Source organism: Larkinella soli (assembly GCF_003703975.1).
Classification (GTDB): Bacteria; Bacteroidota; Bacteroidia; order Cytophagales; family Spirosomataceae; genus Larkinella; species Larkinella soli.
In genome coordinates, this window is sequence record NZ_QTJY01000002.1 from 325090 (window position 1) to 342755 (window position 17666).

The 17666-nt window shown below is 60.5% G+C and carries 12 protein-coding genes; all 12 read right to left on the reverse strand.

Annotation, left to right across the window (positions count from 1 at the left end):
- Positions 1 to 7: 7 nt before the first annotated feature.
- The 12 genes from DX909_RS07640 to DX909_RS07695 all read right to left on the reverse strand — a co-directional run bounded on the left by DX909_RS07640 (position 8) and on the right by DX909_RS07695 (position 17663).
- Positions 8 to 1180 carry a Gfo/Idh/MocA family protein gene (locus DX909_RS07640; protein ID WP_128544554.1) on the reverse strand — a complete coding sequence of 391 codons (1173 nt, stop codon included), beginning with the start codon at positions 1178 to 1180 and terminating at the stop codon, positions 8 to 10.
- 33 nt (positions 1181 to 1213) lie between these two features.
- Positions 1214 to 2605, reverse strand: a complete 1392-nt coding sequence (locus DX909_RS07645; RefSeq protein WP_128544555.1) for a putative oxidoreductase C-terminal domain-containing protein — start codon at positions 2603 to 2605, stop codon at positions 1214 to 1216.
- Between the two features lie 25 nt (positions 2606 to 2630).
- Positions 2631 to 4055: a Gfo/Idh/MocA family protein gene (locus DX909_RS07650; protein ID WP_128544556.1), complete on the reverse strand. Its 1425-nt coding sequence runs from the start codon at positions 4053 to 4055 to the stop codon at positions 2631 to 2633.
- A gap of 80 nt (positions 4056 to 4135) precedes the next feature.
- A complete protein-coding gene (locus DX909_RS07655) occupies positions 4136 to 6313 on the reverse strand; it encodes a c-type cytochrome domain-containing protein (protein ID WP_128544557.1) in 2178 nt (725 codons plus the stop codon).
- Between the two features lie 109 nt (positions 6314 to 6422).
- Positions 6423 to 7877, reverse strand: coding sequence for a DUF1501 domain-containing protein (locus DX909_RS07660; protein ID WP_128544923.1), 1455 nt, complete (start codon positions 7875 to 7877; stop codon positions 6423 to 6425).
- A gap of 119 nt (positions 7878 to 7996) precedes the next feature.
- Positions 7997 to 10318 carry a PSD1 and planctomycete cytochrome C domain-containing protein gene (locus DX909_RS07665; protein WP_128544558.1) on the reverse strand — a complete coding sequence of 774 codons (2322 nt, stop codon included), beginning with the start codon at positions 10316 to 10318 and terminating at the stop codon, positions 7997 to 7999.
- Between the two features lie 15 nt (positions 10319 to 10333).
- Positions 10334 to 11287 carry a sugar ABC transporter substrate-binding protein gene (locus DX909_RS07670; protein WP_128544559.1) on the reverse strand — a complete coding sequence of 318 codons (954 nt, stop codon included), beginning with the start codon at positions 11285 to 11287 and terminating at the stop codon, positions 10334 to 10336.
- A 10-nt stretch (positions 11288 to 11297) separates the two neighbouring features.
- The gene (locus DX909_RS07675) at positions 11298 to 12287 is read right to left on the reverse strand and encodes an ABC transporter permease (RefSeq protein ID WP_128544560.1); all 990 of its coding nucleotides are present in this window, start codon (positions 12285 to 12287) and stop codon (positions 11298 to 11300) included.
- A gap of 37 nt (positions 12288 to 12324) precedes the next feature.
- Positions 12325 to 13821 carry a sugar ABC transporter ATP-binding protein gene (locus DX909_RS07680; RefSeq protein WP_128544561.1) on the reverse strand — a complete coding sequence of 499 codons (1497 nt, stop codon included), beginning with the start codon at positions 13819 to 13821 and terminating at the stop codon, positions 12325 to 12327.
- A 66-nt stretch (positions 13822 to 13887) separates the two neighbouring features.
- The gene (locus tag DX909_RS07685; RefSeq protein ID WP_128544562.1) at positions 13888 to 15051 is read right to left on the reverse strand and encodes a Gfo/Idh/MocA family protein; all 1164 of its coding nucleotides are present in this window, start codon (positions 15049 to 15051) and stop codon (positions 13888 to 13890) included.
- A gap of 312 nt (positions 15052 to 15363) precedes the next feature.
- Positions 15364 to 16395 carry a sugar phosphate isomerase/epimerase family protein gene (locus tag DX909_RS07690; protein WP_128544563.1) on the reverse strand — a complete coding sequence of 344 codons (1032 nt, stop codon included), beginning with the start codon at positions 16393 to 16395 and terminating at the stop codon, positions 15364 to 15366.
- 44 nt (positions 16396 to 16439) lie between these two features.
- Positions 16440 to 17663, reverse strand: a complete 1224-nt coding sequence (locus tag DX909_RS07695) for a class I mannose-6-phosphate isomerase (protein WP_128544564.1) — start codon at positions 17661 to 17663, stop codon at positions 16440 to 16442.
- Positions 17664 to 17666 lie beyond the last annotated feature (3 nt).

Consider the following 17666-nt stretch of genomic DNA (forward strand, 5'->3'; position numbering starts at 1 on the left):
TTTCGGTTTATACTTTAAGGGAAATGGTCTGGGCCTGCTTCTGGGCCTTCAGCGCCAGTTCGGTGGCCAGAAAACAATGCTCCTGACTCATGGCGGTTTCGGTCCGGTTCAGGATGTCGTTAACCAGTTGTTCGCCGTACGGCAGATTGACCTGCGAAGAGTCGATGTAACGGGTTTCCTTCTGGTCGGTCAGAAAGAGGTGGTTACCGCCCTCACGCCCGCCGATGTCGATATTTTTCCGGATTTCGATGAAGCCTTCCGTTCCCAGAATGGTCAGCCGGCCGTCGCCCCAGGTTTTCAGGCCGTCGGGCGTGAACCAGTCGACCCGGATGTAGCCGACGCCCCCGTCGCCCCGCAGCATGACGTCGCCGAAATCCTCGAATTTGGGGTACTGCGGATGGTTCGTATTGCCGACCTGCGAAGCCACCACCTCGGCTTTGGTGGAGTTGGTGAAGAACAGATACTGGTCGAACTGGTGGGAACCGATGTCACAGATGATGCCGCCGAACCGCTTTTTATCCCAGAACCACTCGGGCCGGCTTTTCGGGTTGACCCGGTGCGGGCCGAGGCCGATGGTCTGGATGACCTTGCCGATGGCCCCGGCTTTCACCAGTTCCCCGGCTTTGACGGTGGCTTTGTTCTCGAACCGCTCGCTGTACATGATCGAGTAGATGCGTTTGGTATCCTTCTGCACCTTCCGGACCTCGGCCAGCTGATCGAGGGTGATGATGCCGGGTTTATCAACCATGTAATCTTTGCCGTGCTTCATGACCCGGACGCCGAGCGGAGCGCGCTCGTCGGGAATGGCCGCACTGACCACGAGCTGGACGGTGTTGTCTTCCAGCACCTCCTTCTCGCTCGATGCCTGTTTCGCCTGCGGGAACCGCTTGGCAAAGGCGGCTGCCAGATCGGGTTCGGGGGCATAGAAAGACACCAGCTGACCGCCCCCGCGGATAACGGCCTGCGTCTGTCCGTAGATATGACCGTGGTTGAGGCCGATGACCGAAAACCGGATCTTGTCGGCGGCTTTCTTCCGGCCTGTAATACCGATGATTTTTGAACCGGGAGAAGCGGGCGCGGCCGAGGTTTCTTTCGGCAGGATCGACAGCCCGGCCAGCCCGGCTGCGGTAGCCACGGAATCCCGGATGAACCGGCGCCGATCGGCTTGTTCTTTTTTCATGTGCTTGCGTTGGCTAAGGATGGCAAATCGGTTTCAGCGGGACGCTACGGGGCCGGCGGTTTTTTTGGCCAGTTCGAGCGCCTGGGTCGTCGTGTAATATTTGGCCAGCATGTTGGGCACCTCCCAGGCCGGCATTTTTCCGGCTTTCAGGAAGCTGAGGTACTTCTCCGTTACCCGGCCGAAGTGGGCTTCGTGGCCCTCCTTGAATTTCTCCGGAATGACCACTTCGTAGCCTTTTCCGTTCTTCTTCACCTCCACGCCCGGGTACTCCTGCTGAAGCGCCGGCAGGGCAGTTTTCAGGGCGGCCTCCAGGCCCGCATTTCCGGCTACGGCCTCGATGTAAAGGGTCGGTTTGTACTGCTGTTCGGCGCCCTGGCGGATGATCAGGTTGGCCTTCGTGCCGCGCATGATGGAGTAGTGCGTATCCCCGGCACCTTCCGGGGCCTTGTAGGCCCAGATCACCGACACCCGGGCGTTGACGCCCCTGACCTGATAATTGATCTCCCCATTACTGAACACCTTCAGGACAGAGTCTTTCTCCACGTCTTTTTTCAGGTAATCCGGGAAGGCGTTCTGTTTGGTGATGGCCGAGAACTGGCTCAGCGTCATGTCGGTAGTCCACCGGCGGGCGGAGGTCAGGCGGATGTCCTTCGTGTAGTCGATGGTCTGTTCCGGGAAGGCTTCCCACTGCACCAGGTCCACGAGGTGGGTCGTCACGTCGACGATGCCTTCGCCCTGCTGGGCCACGTCCATGAACCAGGCCGGACGCGTCAGGATGCTGCCCGACACGTTCTTGTAAAAGTGGTGCACGCTCTCTTTAGTAATGGCCGGGTTGTCGGGCGTCCCTTTTTCGAGGGTACCGAACACCTCCGGCTGCATCGAGAACGCCCGCTGGAGCATGGTCGTGATCTCATACCGCTCGGTCATGATGTCGTAGAGCAGCTTATCGTTCTTTTCGGCCGATTCGAAGGCCGCCTTCAGCTGGTCGAAATTCGAGGCACTGATCACCATCGGCTTGTCGGCCAGGACGTTGAAACCGCCGTCGACGGCTTTCCGGATGTAGTCGGTTTTCAGGCGGTTGTTGCCCGAAATGACGACGACGTTGCCGGATTTTTCCGCCAGCATCTTCTCCAGAAAATCGGCTCCCTTATAGACCTCTTCCTTCCACCGGGTCGGGTTCTCGGCGCGGGTGTTGTAGCCCTGGATGCGGTCGAGGTGCATCTGAAGGTCGGGGCCTTCGGGGGCATACACGTGAACCACCGGGTCGACGCCCTCATACGTGGTTTTCTGAACCAGGGCGGCATGGAAGTGGCCGGGGTCCAGGGTAATCAGCCGAATCTGCGAATCGTCTTTTTTCTCCGACGACTGACAGGCGGAAAACAGTGCGGCCATAAGCAGGCTGCCGAAAACAGGCGAAAATTTCATAGAAATGGGTTGTGATTCACGCTTTTCAACGGCTTTTGGCGGAGGCCACCGGCCGGACGGCGTAGGCTTTGCGCTGCGGCCGCGACAGCAGGGCGTTGGCTTCCGCATCGTTTTTGAACTGTTCCTTTTTAGGATCCCAGTACAGCTTGCGGTTCAGCTTCATGGCGGCATGGTGCAGCAGGCAGGCCGAGCAGGACCGGTGCCCGATCTCGGCCGGGGCGATGGGTTCCCTGCGGCTCGCCACGCTTTCCAGCCAGTTGCCGTGGTGCTCCTTGCTGACGGTCAGATGCACTTCGTTCGGGCCGATCTCGGAGGTAAGGAGCTTCGGATCGCTGGCGTCGAGGGCCTTGGCGGCCTGCTGTTTGGCGACGGGGTCGCTGGCCGTGACCGAGGCATCTCCCCGCGACACGAAGATCCAGCCGTCGGTCCCCTCGAATTTGATGCCGTTGGGCAGTTCGTTGCTCACGACCATGCGGACGCCGTTCTCATAGAGGGCTTCCGTCCGGAAAATACCGTGAACATCCCACAGGCCCTTTTTCGGAAAGTCGGCTTTGCCCCAGATTTCCACCGGACCGGTCAGCTCGGTATTCATGGCCCAGTGGGCGCAGTCGATGTGGTGCGAGCCCCAGCCGGTGATCATGCCGGCGCCGAACTGCTCACAGCGCAGCCAGCCCGGCCGGTCGTAGCCCACCTGCGGGTGAACCCGTTTTTCGGTGTAGTAGACCTCCGGCGTCGTGCCGAGCCACATGTCGTAGTTGAGATTCTTCGGGATGGGCATCTCCGGTTCCTCCTCCCCCGACGGATCGCCGGGCAGGCCGACGTATACGGTTTTCAGCTGCCCGATGCGGCCGTTGCGGACCAGTTCGGCGGCATAGCGGAACTGCCTCGACGAACGCTGCTGGCTGCCCACCTGCACGATGCGGCCGGTGCGTTTGACGGCGTCGGCCATCAGGCGACCCTCCGCGATGGTCAGCGAAGCCGGTTTCTGCATATAGACGTCCTTGCCGGCCTCCACCGCATGAACCACGATGGGAGCGTGCCAGTGGTCGGGCGTGCTGACCAGCACGGCGTCGATGTCCTTGTTGTTCAGGAGTTCACGGTAGTCGGTATACACCCGAACGCCGTCGTAGCCTTCCTTGCCGGTCTTTTTGGCGTAGACCCCGTTGACGAGCTGTTTCGCTTCCTCCGCCCGCTTGCTGTCGACGTCGCAGACGGCCATGATCAGCGCATTGTCATACTGCCAGACGCCCGGCATATCATGGCCGCGAGAGATGCGGCCCGTGCCGATGGCACCGATGTTGATGCGGTTGCTCGGGGCGTTTTTTCCGAAGACCGAAGCCGGTACGATGGTCGGGAAGCCGCCGAGGATCGCCGAGGACGCCAGGGTGCCCTTCGCCGTCAGGTCCAGAAATCTTCTGCGGGATACGACTGATTTTTTTTCCGTTGACATAGCGGTAAGGGTTTGGGTGTTCAGGGGTTGGGGTGTCCCTCCTTCCAAATCCTATAAGACCGGCCTGCCGTTTTTTTACTTTAGTTGATGAATACTTCGTCGACCAGCAGCAGCGCCCGCTTGCCTTTGCCCGGATGCCAGTCGGGCAGTTTCTCGACCGGCCGGGCGACGATCTTCATGAATGAGACCGGCTGCGGTTTGATGCGGCATTCGACGGCCTTCAGCACCGGGGCGCTTTTCTCCTTCGGCATCGCCGGCTTTACCGTCCCGAGCAGCTTCAGGTTCTCCCGGGTAGAACCGCCCCAGATTTCCACCAGTTGCGGGGGAAAAATGCCGGTTTCCGGTTCCACCATCACCCGCAGGGCCACCGACGCCACGCTGACCGGCTTTCTGAACTCCGACAGCAGCGCCAGATCGTTGTTGCGGACGCCCGCCCAGTTGTTGGCCCAGGCCGGGCTGTTGGCGTTGAAGGTGCCGAGCTTCCGGTCAAAGAAGGTGTAGGGTCCGTCGGCCTGGTGGACGCGGTTCAGGGGCAGCAGCACGGTCACGCTGTCGGGCTTGTGGGTGCTTTTGAAGAAGTCGAAAACGGCTTCGCTGCTGCCGAACCAGCCGTCCTTGAAGGCTTTGGCGCGGATGGACGTACTCTTGTCAAGCACCGTTCCGGCGGTAAATACCGGCGATTTCAGGCTGTCGGGCTCGGTGCCGTCGGTCGTATACCGGATCTGCACCCCGCGGATCGGGTGTTTCAGCTGGAGCTGGAGCGTTTCGGTAAAAATCGTCGACGCATTCTTCACCTGCGGAGGGTTCAGCCTGATCGGCTCGCTGTCCTCCCCCCGGAAACCGGAAATAAAGGCGACTTCTTTGAATTGTTTCCGCAGCCGGCCGATGTCCGCATCCGATATGCCGGTGTTCCAGAGCGAAACCGTTTCCAGGTTTTTGAACGAGCCGAGCAGCGGCTGAAGGTCCTGATACCGGATCTTCGTGCCTGACAGCGAGAGGCTTTCGAGTTTTTCGAGGGAGGTCAATTCCTTCAGGCCCCCGCCGGTGATCTCGGTAAAGTTCAGATTCAGCTTTTCAAGATTTTCAAATTTGGCGACGTTGCGCAGATCGGCGTCCCTGACCGGTAATTTACTGAGGTTCAGGCTGACAATCTGGCGCCGGATGTCGTCCAGTTCCTGGAGTTTATCCGGGCTGTAGGTGGCTTTATTGTAGAGATTGACCGCCAGGGCCGGGGATTCCTTCGCCAGCGGCAGGATGGTGCGGTAGTCGTTGGTCAGCTTCTGCACGGTTTCCTCGTCGGCAGCAGCAAACTCATACTCCGGTTCGGTCGGCTCGGCCGGAACAAAATGAACGGAGGCTATCCGGCGCAGCGAATCCTGCGGGGGCAGGTCCACGAGTTTCTTTTTAAAGTCGGCCCGACCTTTTACCCACAGCGCCAGCAGGGTTACCTCCTCGTCGGTCAGCTGGGTTTTGCCCAACGGGGGCATGTGTTTCTTTTCCGCCGGCGGCAGGTGAATCCGCTTCATCAGCAGGCTGCTGTCGGGCAGGCCGGCGATGAACAGCCTGCCGGATTTTCCGCCTTTCAGGATCGAGGCCGGGTCGGTCAGGGCCAGTTCGCCCTTCAGTTTTTCGGGATTGTGGCAGCTGACGCACTTCTGCTCCAGAATCGGCTTGATGACATGGTCAAAGACGACGGCCTGCTCCAGCGGCACGGCTTCCTTCGCGGACCGGCTCGTAATCGGCTCGAACAGGAAGTTTTCTCCATGCGTCAGCGTGGCTCCGTAATGGCCGGCACCGATCAGCAGCAGCACCGACACCAGCGCTCCCGCCCGCGCCACCGGCGCCCGGTACCAGGTCTGGTTGCGGCCCCAGAAGATGAGCGAAGCCACGAAGAAAATACCGATCCCCGACCATTTGTGCCATTGCAGCACCGTGCCCGTATACCCTTCCTCGTGGGACAGAAACAGGCCCATGACCACCGTCAGCCCGGCAGTCAGGGCGCCGAGCAGGAGCAGGTTGTTCAGGAAAATACCATAAAACTCATTGGTGCTGTTGGCGGTTTTGAAGCGGAAAAACTCCATGCCCATCGCCAGCAGCAGGAACACGATCGGGAAATGCAGAAAAAGCGGATGCATCCGGCCGAAGGATTGCAGCCAGACCGGCACCTCTACCTTACTTTCGAAAAGCAATAGAAACAAGACGAAGAAGTTCAGCGCGAACAGCACCTGTTCGGCGAACCCAATGATCCTTCTGTTCATTCCGGGTGGTTTAGGAAATTCGTTTTAGTAACCTTTCAGCTTCTTTTTAACTCAGTCTTGACCACCCCCCGGCCCCCTCCTTAGCAAGGAGGGGGATGGGGGGTGGTCCTCAGGCCAGAATATCCCGCACGACCTTGCCCGACACGTCGGTGAGTCGGTAGCGACGGCCGAGGTGTTTGAACGTCAGCTGCTCGTGATTGAGGCCCAGCTGGTGCAGGACGGTCGCCTGGAAATCGTGGACGTGGACCGGGTTGCGGGCGATGTTGTAGCCCAGCTCGTCGGTTTCGCCGTAGACGATGCCGGGTTTGATGCCGCCCCCGGCCATCCAGATCGTGAAGCAGCGCGGGTGGTGATCCCGGCCGTAGTTGTCCTTCGTCAGCTTGCCCTGGGTGTAGCTCGTCCGGCCGAACTCCCCGCCCCAGATCACCAGCGTTTCGTCCAGCAGACCGCGCTGTTTCAGGTCGGTCACCAGCGCGGCCGACGCCTGATCGACGTCCTTCGCCTGTTTGGCGATTTCGAAAGGCAGGTTGCCATGCTGGTCCCAGCCCTGGTGGTAAAGCTGCACGAAGCGGACGCCGTTTTCCGACAGTTTGCGGGCCAGCAGGCAGTTGGCGGCATAGGTTCCCGGCACGAGGCAGTCGGGGCCGTAGAGCTTCACAACGTCGTCCGGTTCCTTCGACAGGTCGAGTACTTCCGGCACGGCGGTCTGCATCCGGTAGGCCATCTCATACTGTTTCACCTTCGCCATGATTTCAGGGTCGCCGAACTCCTCGTAGGCCATCTCGTTGAGTTTGGCGAGGTTGTCGAGCATGGCCCGGCGTTCGTGGCGGTCCATGCCCTCGGGGTCGCGGAGATACAATACCGGGTCTTCGCCCTTGCTGAACTGCACGCCCTGATGCACCGAATCCAGAAAGCCGTTGGACCACAATTTGGAGTAGACGCCCTGCCCGTTGCCGATCCCGCGCGAGAGCAGCACCGTGAAGTTGGGAAGGTTCTTGTTTTCGTTGCCGAGGCCGTAGCTGAGCCAGGCGCCCATGCTCGGCCGGTTGCCCTGCTGGGAGCCGGTTTGCAGGAAGGTCAGTGCCGGGTCGTGGTTGATGGCCTCGGTGTACATCGACCGGATGATGCAGAGATCGTCGACGATCTTCGAGGTATAGGGCATCAGGTCGCTCACCCAGGCCCCCGACTGGCCGTACTGTTTGAAATCGACGAACGACCCGACCAGCGGAAACGACGACTGGTTGGCCGTCATGCCGGTCAGACGCTGGTTGCCGCGCACCGAGGGCGGCAGTTCCTTGCCCAGCAGTTCCCGGAGTTTCGGCTTGTAGTCGAACAGTTCCTGCTGCGAGGGCGCGCCGTTCTGAAACAGGTAGATCACCCGCTTGGCTTTCGGCGCAAAATGGGGAATACCGGGCGTAAACGCTTCGTCCTCACTTCCACCGCCTTTGAACAGGTCCGGAATCAGCAGCGACCCCAGGGCCGCACTGCCCAGCCCCAGGCTCAGCCGGGACAGAAACCGGCGCCGGTTAAAGTTATAGCCGTGTTCTAAAATCTCTTTTTCCATCATCGTGAGGACCACCCCCCGGCCCCCTCCTTTGTAAGGAGGGGGAGTGTGCGCTGCCATGTTCAGCAATCTGCGAAGCCACCCCCTCCTTGCTAAGGAGGGGGCCGGGGGGTGGTCTTTTAAGTTTTAGTTATCGTCTCCTCCAGGTTATAAATCGTCGTCACCACCCGCATCAGGGCGGCCAGCCGCACCCGGTCCACACCGGCCGGAATCGGGTATTCGCCGACGGCCAGCGTCTTCTCGGCGGCCGGGCGCTTCAGGGTTTTGCGTTCCTGTTCGAAATAACCCGTCAGCACCTCCAGTTCCTTTTCGGTCGGTTTGCGGCAGACGATGAGCCGGAACGCCTTGGAAATCTTGTCTTTCTCCGAAGTTTTTTCCTCCAGCAGCCGGGCGGCCAGCACCCGCGAGGCTTCCAGCACCGTCGGGTCGTTCATCATCACCAGCGCCTGGAGGGGCGTGTTGGTCCGGAGCCGTTTCACTTCACAGAGATCCCGGTTGCTGGCGTCGAAAATGGCCAGCGACGGGGGCGGCACGGTCCGTTTGATGAGCGTATACATGCCCCGGCGGTAGAGTTTGGAGCCGTGGTCCTGGTTGTAGGTCGACAGCAGGCCGCGCCCGGAGGTGGCGCCCTCCCACAGCCCCGCCGGCTGGTAGGGCTTGACGCTCGGGCCGCCGATGGTCCGGTTCAGCAGGCCGCTGCTCGACAGCACCAGGTCCCGGACGATCTCGGCGTGAACGCGGTACCGTGGGCCGCGGGCCAGCAGGATGTTGTCCGGGTCCGCTTTCAGCTTCGCGGACGTCACCACCGCCGACTGCCGGTAGGTGGCCGAGGTCACCATCTTCTTCACCAGCCGCTGGATATCCCAGTCGTGTTCCATAAAGTCGACGGCCAGCCAGTCGAGCAGTTCGGGGTGGGTGGGCAGTTCGCCCTGCATTCCGAAATCACCGGAGGTCTTCACGATGCCCCGACCGAAAAATTCCTGCCAGAGAATATTGACGTACACCCGGGCGGTCAGCGGATTTTTACGGTCGAAGAGCCATTGCGTCAGCCCCAGGCGGTTTTTGGGATAGCTCGGATTGAAGGGCAGGATGGCGGCCGGGGTACCGGGTTCCACCTCGTCGCCGTGGGCATCGTAGACGCCCCGCTTCAGGATGTAGGTCTTGCGCAGGGTGTCCAGGTCGCCCATCACCGACACGATGAGCCGGGCGGTATCCTGCTTGTTGACGAAGGTGAGCAGGTTCTTCACATCGTCGTCGCTGATCTCCATGAGCGGCTTTTTGGCGTAGGTCTCCGGCCCGCCGATCACCGATTCGATGCCCACCTCGGATACGTTGTTGAAGAAGGCGAACAACTGGTAATACTCCTTCTGGGAGAACGGGTCGTACTTATGATCGTGGCAATGGGCGCATTCGAGGGTAATGCCCAGCAGGCCCTTGCCGAAGGTGTCGTTGCGGTCGGTCACGTAGCTGACCCGGTATTCCTCCGGAATGACCCCGCCCTCTTCGGTAATCTTGTGGTTTCGGTTGAAGCCGGTCGCCAGCAGCTGCTCCTTCGTGTGGTTGGGCAGCAGGTCGCCCGCCAGCTGCCAGGTCACGAAGTCGTCATAATGCATGTTTTTGTTGAAGGCATGAATCACCCAGTCGCGCCAGGGCCATTGGGTGCGGTAACCGTCGTCCTGGTACCCGTGCGAGTCGGCGTAGCGGCCGAGGTCGAGCCAGTGCAGGGCCATTTTTTCGCCGTAGGCCGGATTTTTAAACAGCTCGTCGACGGCCCTCTCGTAGGCGTCCGGGCGGTTGTCGGCCAGAAACCGCTCCATCATCTTCAGGTTGGGCGGCAGGCCGGTGAGATCGAGGCTCAGCCGTTTCAGCAGGCGTTCCCGGTCGGCTTCCTCATTGGGGGAAAGTCCTTTCTCTTCCTGCTTTTTCAGGATGAAATAATCGATCTCGTTTTTGACCCACTCTTCCTTCTCCACCTTCGGGATCGAAGGCTTTTTAGGGGCGACGAAGGCCCAGTGCTTCTCGTACCGGGCGCCCTGCCGGATCCATTTCTCGATCAGCCGGATTTCGCGGTCGCTCAGCTTCAGGTTCGAGGCCGGCGGGGGCATCATCTGGGAAGTATCTTTGGACGTAATGCGCAGAAAGGCTTCCGACAGCTCGGGTTTGCCGGCTACGAGGGCGTGGGCGGTCGGGTGTTCTTTCAGGGTCGCAAACGCACTTTTAGGATCGTCGAGCCGCAGGCCGGCTTCCCGCTTGTTGGCGTCGGGGCCGTGGCAGACCAGACACTTGTCCGACAGGATGGGCCGAATGTCGAAATTATAGCTGACCACGTCGGGCAGTTCGCCGTCGGACGTGGCGGCCGCATTTCCCGACGTACAGGCCTCCGAAGCCCAGATCAAACCGACCAAAACCAGCCCGCCCAGATAAACGGTTGACTTAAGCATACCTCTACCTTCCAATTATTTCATGAATTTAGACAAATTTTCCTTAGTGACCAACTGAAACGGGATTAAGGTTTGCTGATCGAAAGGCCGTCCTTTCACGGCTTTGATGGCCGTCTCGATGGCCTGCCCCCCCTGCTGCTCGGCGTTCTGGTACACCGTAGCGTCCAGCGTTCCTTTTTTCACGGCCTGAAGTGCATCCGGGATGGCGTCGATGCTGACCACCACCACCTTCTCCTTCAGGCCCGCGTCGGTCAGGGCCTTGACGGCCCCCATGCCCATCTCGTCGTTGTGAGCGAATACCGCATTGATCTGGTTACCGTACGACTGAATCCAGTTTTCCATCAGCGACATCCCTTTGGCGCGGTCCCACTCGGCGGTCTGGTGGGCCAGCAGCTTCAGGCCCGGATACTGTTTCAGAATTTCCCGCGCGCCCTGTTCGCGTTTGATCTGGGCGGCCTGCCCCATATACCCGTGCATCATCACGACGTTGCCCTTCCCACCCAGCTTTTCGGCGATGAACTTCATGGCGATGCGGCCCGATTCGACGTCGTCGGAGCCGACGAAGGCGGTCGGTGTGGTGCTGGTTTCGGAGTTGACGTTGATGATGGGGATTTTGGCGGCCAGGGCCTTCGCTACGGCCGGGGAGCTGGCTTCCACCTCGCAGGGGTTCATGATGATGGCGTCCACTTTTTGGGCGATGAAGCTCTCGACCTGTTCGATCTGTTTCAAAGCCGACCGCTCGGCATCCACCGTGATCAGTTCGACGCCTGCTTCCTGGGCTTTCTTTTCGATTTCGTCATGAACATTCACGATGAACTCGTTCTGCATACTCAGCATCGTAACGCCCACCGTGAGCTTCTTCTCCCCGCTTTCCTGGCTTTTAGTATCGGAACCGGACTGACCGCAGCCGGCCAGCAGCACACCGAGCGAAAGCAGGGAACCCAGCGTAACCGTATGGAAATACTTCATTTCTAAAGGCTTAATTACTTTTATGATTCAGACTATCGAGAACGACGGCGCCGATGATGATGATTCCCATGACCACTTCCTGGTAGTAGGAGGTCACGTTCATCAGGTCGAGACCGTTGCTGATGACGCCGATCAGCAGGGCGCCGATGAGCGTGCCGGTCATGCTGCCGGTGCCGCCGGAGGTGCTGGTGCCGCCGATGATCGCGGCCGCGATGGCATCCAGTTCAAAACCGACGCCCGCGTTGGGCTGGCCGGTGGTGATGCGGGAGGTCAGCAGGATGCCGGCCAGGGCCGCCAGCCCGCCGGACAGCATATATACCATCATCTTCACCCGGCTCAGCCCGATGCCGGACGCCCGGGCCGCCTGCTCGTTTCCGCCCACCGCGTACATGTAGCGGCCGGGAACGGTTTTCCGGAGGACGACCGAGCAGAACACGAACATCAGGATCAGGATGAGGATGGGTGTCGGAATGCCCAGCACCTGGCCCCCGCCGATGAAGTTGAATTCGTCCGAAAGGTTGGAAACAGGCCGTCCCTTGCTCAGGATCAGGGCCAGACCCCGGCCGATGGTCATCGTGCCGAGCGTGACGATGAAGGGCGGCACCTTGCTGCGGGTAATCACGAAACCGTTGAAGGCGCCGAGCAGTACCCCGGTCAGCAGGCCCATCGTCACCGGCACGACCACCGGGTAGTCGTCGGGGTGGGCGAAGGTCGCGGCCACCACACCCGTCACAGCAACGATGGAGCCGATGGACAGGTCGATGCCGCCCGAGATGATCACGAACGTGACGCCGAAGGCCAGCAGCGCGTTGATCGACACCTGCGTGACGACGATCGTCAGGTTGGATAGGGTCAGAAATCGGGGGGTGATGATCGACAGCACAATGCAGACCAGCAGGAATGCCAGCGCGATGCCGTATTTCCCGAGGCCCCGCGTATGAATCCCGGGCCGGACCGGCGCGTCGGCCTCCCTGACCTCGGTTGAAAAAGGGAACTTCATCTATTTTGGGTCAATTAGTTGGGTCAATTCCGGTCGATCAGGCATGCATGGCAAAGTGCATGATCGTTTCCTGGGTGGCTTCCTCCCGGGAAAGCAGGGCGGTCTGCCGTCCTTCCGAGAGTACCAGCACCCGGTCGCTCATTCCCAGAATTTCGGGCAGTTCCGACGAGATCATGATCACGGCGATCCCGCCGGAAGCCAGCTGGTTGATGAGCTTGTAAATTTCAAACTTCGCGCCTACGTCGATACCGCGCGTCGGCTCGTCGAGGATCACGATCTCCGGCGAGGCCAGCAGCACCTTGCCGATCACCACCTTCTGCTGGTTGCCCCCGCTGAGGGTCACCACCTTCTGGTCCGGGCCGGACGCCTTGATCTTCAGGTCGGCCATCATTCGGGCCGCCACCGCATCCTCGCTTTTCGATTGCAGAAACGGCCCTTTCGTGTGCTGCTTCAGGCTGCCCAGCGTGATGTTGTCGCGGACCGACATCCCCGGAATGAACCCCAGCGCTTTCCGATCTTCGCTAACATATCCGATTCCGTTCTGAATGGCATCCTGTGGAGTCCTAATATAAACTTTTTTACCCTTTACGAAAATCTCCCCGCCCGTCGGCTGATCAAGGCCGCACAGCACCCGGGCGATTTCGGTCCGGCCCGCGCCCATCAGCCCGGCCATGCCGAGCACTTCGCCCTTGTACAACTCGAAGCTGATATCGGCGAATTTGCCCTCCCGGCTCAGGTTCCGCACCGACAGGGCCTCCCGGCCTTTGCGGTGGATCGCTTCCGGGAACAGATTGTCGATTTCCCGGCCGACCATCATGGTGATGAGCGTCCGGCGGTCGAGTTCTCCGGCGGTTCCGGTGCCGACGTATTTCCCGTCACGCAGCACCGTGATGGTGTCGGCGATTTCGAAAATCTCGTCCATTTTGTGGGAGATGTAAATAATCGCCACCCCTTTCTGCTTCAGTTCCCGGATGATCCGGAACAGGGCGGCCACCTCCCGGTCGGACAGGGCCGAGGTCGGCTCGTCCATGATGATGATGCGGGCGTCGTTGGAGATGGCTTTGGCAATCTCGACCATCTGCATCTCGGCCACGCTCAGGTATTTCATGGGCGTCCGGACGTCGATGGCCGTACCGAGCTGTTTCAGCAGTTCCTCGGCCCGCCGGTTGCCGGCCCGGTCGTTCAGCCAGCCGAAGGGGCCGCGATCTTCCCGGCCCAGGAAAATGTTCTGGGCGACGGTTAGTTCCGGCACGGCCAGAATCTCCTGATGAATCATGGCAATCCCGCGTTTCAGTGACTCCTTGACGTCGCCGGTCTTCAGTGCTTCGCCGTCGAAGCGAATCTCACCGGCATCCGGCGCATGCAGGCCGATCAGCATCTTCATCAGGGTGGACTTCCCGGCGCCGTTCTCTCCCATCAGGGCGTGAACTTCCCCCCGACGGACGTTCAGCCGGACGTTGGCGAGGGCTTTCACCCCCGCGAACGACTTCGACAAATCGCTGACGCTGAGCAGATATTCCGATTCCGGTTTCATGGGGTAAGGGAGTAAAGAACAGCCCCCGGATGAGGCCGGGGGCTGTGGAGGTTCCGAAAAAACGGATTAATAGACAGGCCCTTCGACGCCGGTTTCCTTCCAGCTTTTCGTTTTGGCCGATTCGATGACGGCTTCGCAGACCTTCTGGGTTTCCAGCGCATCCTTGAAGCTCGGGGCGCAGGGTTCGCCGTTTTCGAGGCTCTTGAGGAAGTCGGCCACCTGGTGGATGAAGCTGTGCTCGTAGCCGATGCCCAGGCCCGGCACCCACCACTTGTTCATGTAGGGCTGATCGCCGTCGGTGACGTGGATCGACCGCCAGCCGCGCACGATGGAGTCGTCGGCGTAGTCGAAATATTCGAGCCGGTTCAGGTCGTGGAGGTCCCAGCGGATGGAGGCATTTTCGCCGTTGATCTCGAAGGTATACAGGGCTTTATGACCCCGGGCGTAGCGAGTCGACTCGAACAGACCGAGCGAGCCGTTCTCGAAATGGCAGTGGAAAATACAGGCGTCGTCGATACCGACCGGCTCCACCTTCCCCGTCAGAGCGTGCATCCGTTCCTTCACGAAGGTTTCCGTCACGGCCGATACATCGGTAATCACGCCGTTGATCCACATGGCCGTGTCTATGCAGTGGGCCAGCAGGTCACCGGTCACGCCCGAGCCGGCGGCTTCGACGTCCATGCGCCAGGTGCCGGTTCCGCCCTGCGGCACGTCGGCGTTGATCGTCCAGTCCTGAAGGAAGTTGGCGCGATAATGAAAAATCTTGCCCAGCTTACCGGAATCGACGATCTGCTTCGCCAGCGTCACGGCCGGCAGACGGCGGTAGTTGTACCACACGGTATTGGCCACCCCGGCTTTGGCGACGGCATCCACCATCGTCTGCGCTTCGGCCAGATTCCGGGCCAGCGGCTTTTCGACCAGAATCATTTTCCCGGCTTCGGCCGCGGCAATGGCGATCTCGGCGTGGGTGTCGTTCGGCGTACAGATGTCGACGGCGTCGATGTCGTCGCGGGCGATGACGGCTTTCCAGTCGGTTTCGACGGATTGGTAGCCCCACTGATCCGCGAAAGCCTGCACCTTCTCCCGGTTCCGGGAACAGACGGCCTGAAGAACGGGTGTGTACTGAAGGTCAGGAAAGAAGTTGGGAACGCGGTTATAACCATTCGAGTGGGTACGGCCCATAAAGCCGGTGCCGATGAGTCCGATTCTCAGTTGTTTTTTGTCTGCCATTGTTAAGTTACAGTTTTGGATATGTTTTGATTTTACCCCCACCCCAGCCCCCTAAGAGGTTGTTTTGGCAAGGGAAAAGGTGCTTTCCCGACCGGTCTGCCCTCCCGCAGACCACCCCCCGGCCGGACCGCCGGTCCGACCCCTCCTGTTTTAGGAGGGGCTGGCTCCGCAGGACTGAAAGGGGCAGCGCCCCCGGCCCCCTCCTTAGCAAGGAGGGGGCCGGGGGGTGGTCGGGCGTCCCTCGTTCTTCAGGATGAACGCTTCCCCAAACCACCTCTTAGGGGGCCGGGGGGTAGGGTAATAGGCAGTCGCTTACGCCTTCCAGCCGTGGGCTTCGCGGACCTTGATCATCGTCGCCAGAATGTCGTTCCAGGTCTGCTGGTTGCCCATGACCGCGTTCGGGAACATACAGCCGTCCCAGCAGATGTGCTGGAAGGCCTTCGTCAGGTTGCCGTTTTCGTCGCGCAGCCAGTAGCCGGCATCGTGAACGATATTGAGCTTGCCGTTGGGGTCGAGGGCCTGGCAGTGGCGGCCGGTTTTGTCGTGGGAGCCGGAGCCGAACACCGTGCCGTCGTTCTGGGCCACGTGGAAGTCGATGGTGTAGGGGCGCAGGGCGGCCGTGATGGTTTTCAGGCCGTCTTCCAGCGGTGCGCGGTCGTCCCAATCATAGTTTTCGGGCAGAATCCGGTCTTCGGGGCGATTATAGCCGAGCAGATACAGCAGCGTGTGCGCCATGTCGGCCTGGAAACCCATGTTCGGGCGGTCGACGGCCTCCAGCGTGGCGACCATCGTTTTCCAGCTGTGCATCCCGCCCCAGCAGATTTCTCCCTCGGCGGCCAGCCGCTCGCCGTAATCCGCGGCTACGTCGCAGGCTTCCTGGAAGGTCTGGGCGATGAGTTTGCTGTTGCCGACCGGGTCCACGGCCCAGTCCTGGGGCGAGCTGGCCGAGTCGATCCGGACGATGCCGCTCGGGCGAACGCCCAGATCGCGCAGGACCTTGCCGATGTGGCACGACTTCCGGACCATTTCGACGAAATTGGCCCGGTCTTCCTTGCTGCCCATGGCCGGGCCGCCCCAGATGGGAGCCACCAGCGAACCGATATTCAGGTTGTAACCGGCCACCTTGTCGGCCAGCCGCTTGATGTCGTCGTCCGACATTTCGATGCTCAGGTGGGGGTCCAGCAGACCGATGTCCACGCCGTCGAATTTCACCCCGTCCACCTCGGCGGCAGCGGTCATCTCCAGCATGGTGTCGAACGGAATAACGGGTTCGGAGTCAGGGCCTTTTCCCACAATGCCCGGCCAGGTGGCATTGTGAAGCTTGGGGAAATTATTGTCGTTCATAAGACGGAAAAAGGTTAACAATCAGGAATGTTGGAAAGGATGGATCAGAGCACGAGGTCCGGGTTGCCGGGGCCGAAGTGCTTCAGGATCACGATCGGGTCCGTGGTGGACGGGTTGACGATGGTCACGCCCTCCCGGGCGGCTTTCTCGCTGACGAAGAATTCGTCGTTGGTCAGCTGGCCGTAGCGGATCAGGGCCGGGGTTTCGATGTCCCAGTCGCCAAGTTTGCCGTGGCCCTGCATCACGATCAGGCCGTAAGCACCGCCGTCTTTGATCGTCACGGTTTTGCCGGGGAAGACGGTCAGTTCCTTGGCGCTGAAGGCGTCGGATTTGTAGCAGACCCAGTTTTCGACGTACCCTTCGGCCTGCATCTCCTCGACGGAACGCACCGGTTTCGGCGCCATGAAGCGATTCGCCATCATGTTCGGATCGACGTTCAGGTCCCAGTCGATGGCTTCCAGCAGCTGGTCGTAGTCGCCGATGCGGTCTTTGGGTGTGCCGTTCCAGAGCAGTTCCTCCGGAATGATGGCCTCGTTCACCAGCGACTGGTACATCGCGAAGACGTCCGATGCCTTCTGCGGCTCGTAGGTGCAGAGGCTGCCCGGCGCGTGGAGCAGGCCCGGCGGCACGTCCCAGCCGGTGCCGGGTTCGAGCCGGTAGGCCATCGAATAGTTGGTGATCTTGTTGTCGCCTTTCGTGAAGTTTTTCAGGCATTCCAGAATCTGCTCTTTCGAGGTGCCGGGGGCAATGCCGATGAAGGTGTACGGAAAATCACCGCCGTGGTTGTTCAGCTGAGGGGGGAAGTAGTAAGCCTCCGGTTTGCCGAGCTGCCCGATCAAAGCCGCCTGCTCGTCGTTGTGGTGCAGGTGGTGCGGCAGCGGCCCCATGTTGTCGAAGAACTTGGAGTACATGGGCCAGCTCTGGTACTGATCCCACAGCCGGTCGCCGATCAGCGCCCCCTTCAGTTCGTCGACGGCGTCGCGCAGCAGAAACCGGACTTCCCGTCCGCCGTCGTTGAAGACGATCATGCTGAGTCCTTCATTTTCACCGGTCAGCGGGCCGTTTTTGGCGGGCGTGGTGGACGAGAGCCAGCGCTCGTCGATTCCGCCCCGTTCTCCGCCGAGGACGTAATAATCGTCGGGGTGGAGTTTGATCCGGCGGCCCGGTACGCAGAACGAGCGGGGTACCCAGGTCGGGGCCAGGCGCAGAATCCCTTTCCCCTGCTCCAGCGCTTTTTCCGCCAGGCTTACTTCTTTCATCGTTTCCATAGT

Excerpts from the sequence above, each read along its gene's own strand:
- DX909_RS07640 (WP_128544554.1), bottom strand. The coding sequence starts at position 1,180 with ATGAAAAAAGAACAAGCCGATCGGCGCCGGTTCATCCGGGATTCCGTG.
- DX909_RS07645 (WP_128544555.1), bottom strand. The coding sequence starts at position 2,605 with ATGAAATTTTCGCCTGTTTTCGGCAGCCTGCTTATGGCCGCACTGTTT.
- DX909_RS07650 (WP_128544556.1), bottom strand. The coding sequence starts at position 4,055 with ATGTCAACGGAAAAAAAATCAGTCGTATCCCGCAGAAGATTTCTGGAC.
- DX909_RS07655 (WP_128544557.1), bottom strand. The coding sequence starts at position 6,313 with ATGAACAGAAGGATCATTGGGTTCGCCGAACAGGTGCTGTTCGCGCTG.
- DX909_RS07660 (WP_128544923.1), bottom strand. The coding sequence starts at position 7,877 with ATGGAAAAAGAGATTTTAGAACACGGCTATAACTTTAACCGGCGCCGG.
- DX909_RS07665 (WP_128544558.1), bottom strand. The coding sequence starts at position 10,318 with ATGCTTAAGTCAACCGTTTATCTGGGCGGGCTGGTTTTGGTCGGTTTG.
- DX909_RS07670 (WP_128544559.1), bottom strand. The coding sequence starts at position 11,287 with ATGAAGTATTTCCATACGGTTACGCTGGGTTCCCTGCTTTCGCTCGGT.
- DX909_RS07675 (WP_128544560.1), bottom strand. The coding sequence starts at position 12,287 with ATGAAGTTCCCTTTTTCAACCGAGGTCAGGGAGGCCGACGCGCCGGTC.
- DX909_RS07680 (WP_128544561.1), bottom strand. The coding sequence starts at position 13,821 with ATGAAACCGGAATCGGAATATCTGCTCAGCGTCAGCGATTTGTCGAAG.
- DX909_RS07685 (WP_128544562.1), bottom strand. The coding sequence starts at position 15,051 with ATGGCAGACAAAAAACAACTGAGAATCGGACTCATCGGCACCGGCTTT.
- DX909_RS07690 (WP_128544563.1), bottom strand. The coding sequence starts at position 16,395 with ATGAACGACAATAATTTCCCCAAGCTTCACAATGCCACCTGGCCGGGC.
- DX909_RS07695 (WP_128544564.1), bottom strand. The coding sequence starts at position 17,663 with ATGGAAACGATGAAAGAAGTAAGCCTGGCGGAAAAAGCGCTGGAGCAG.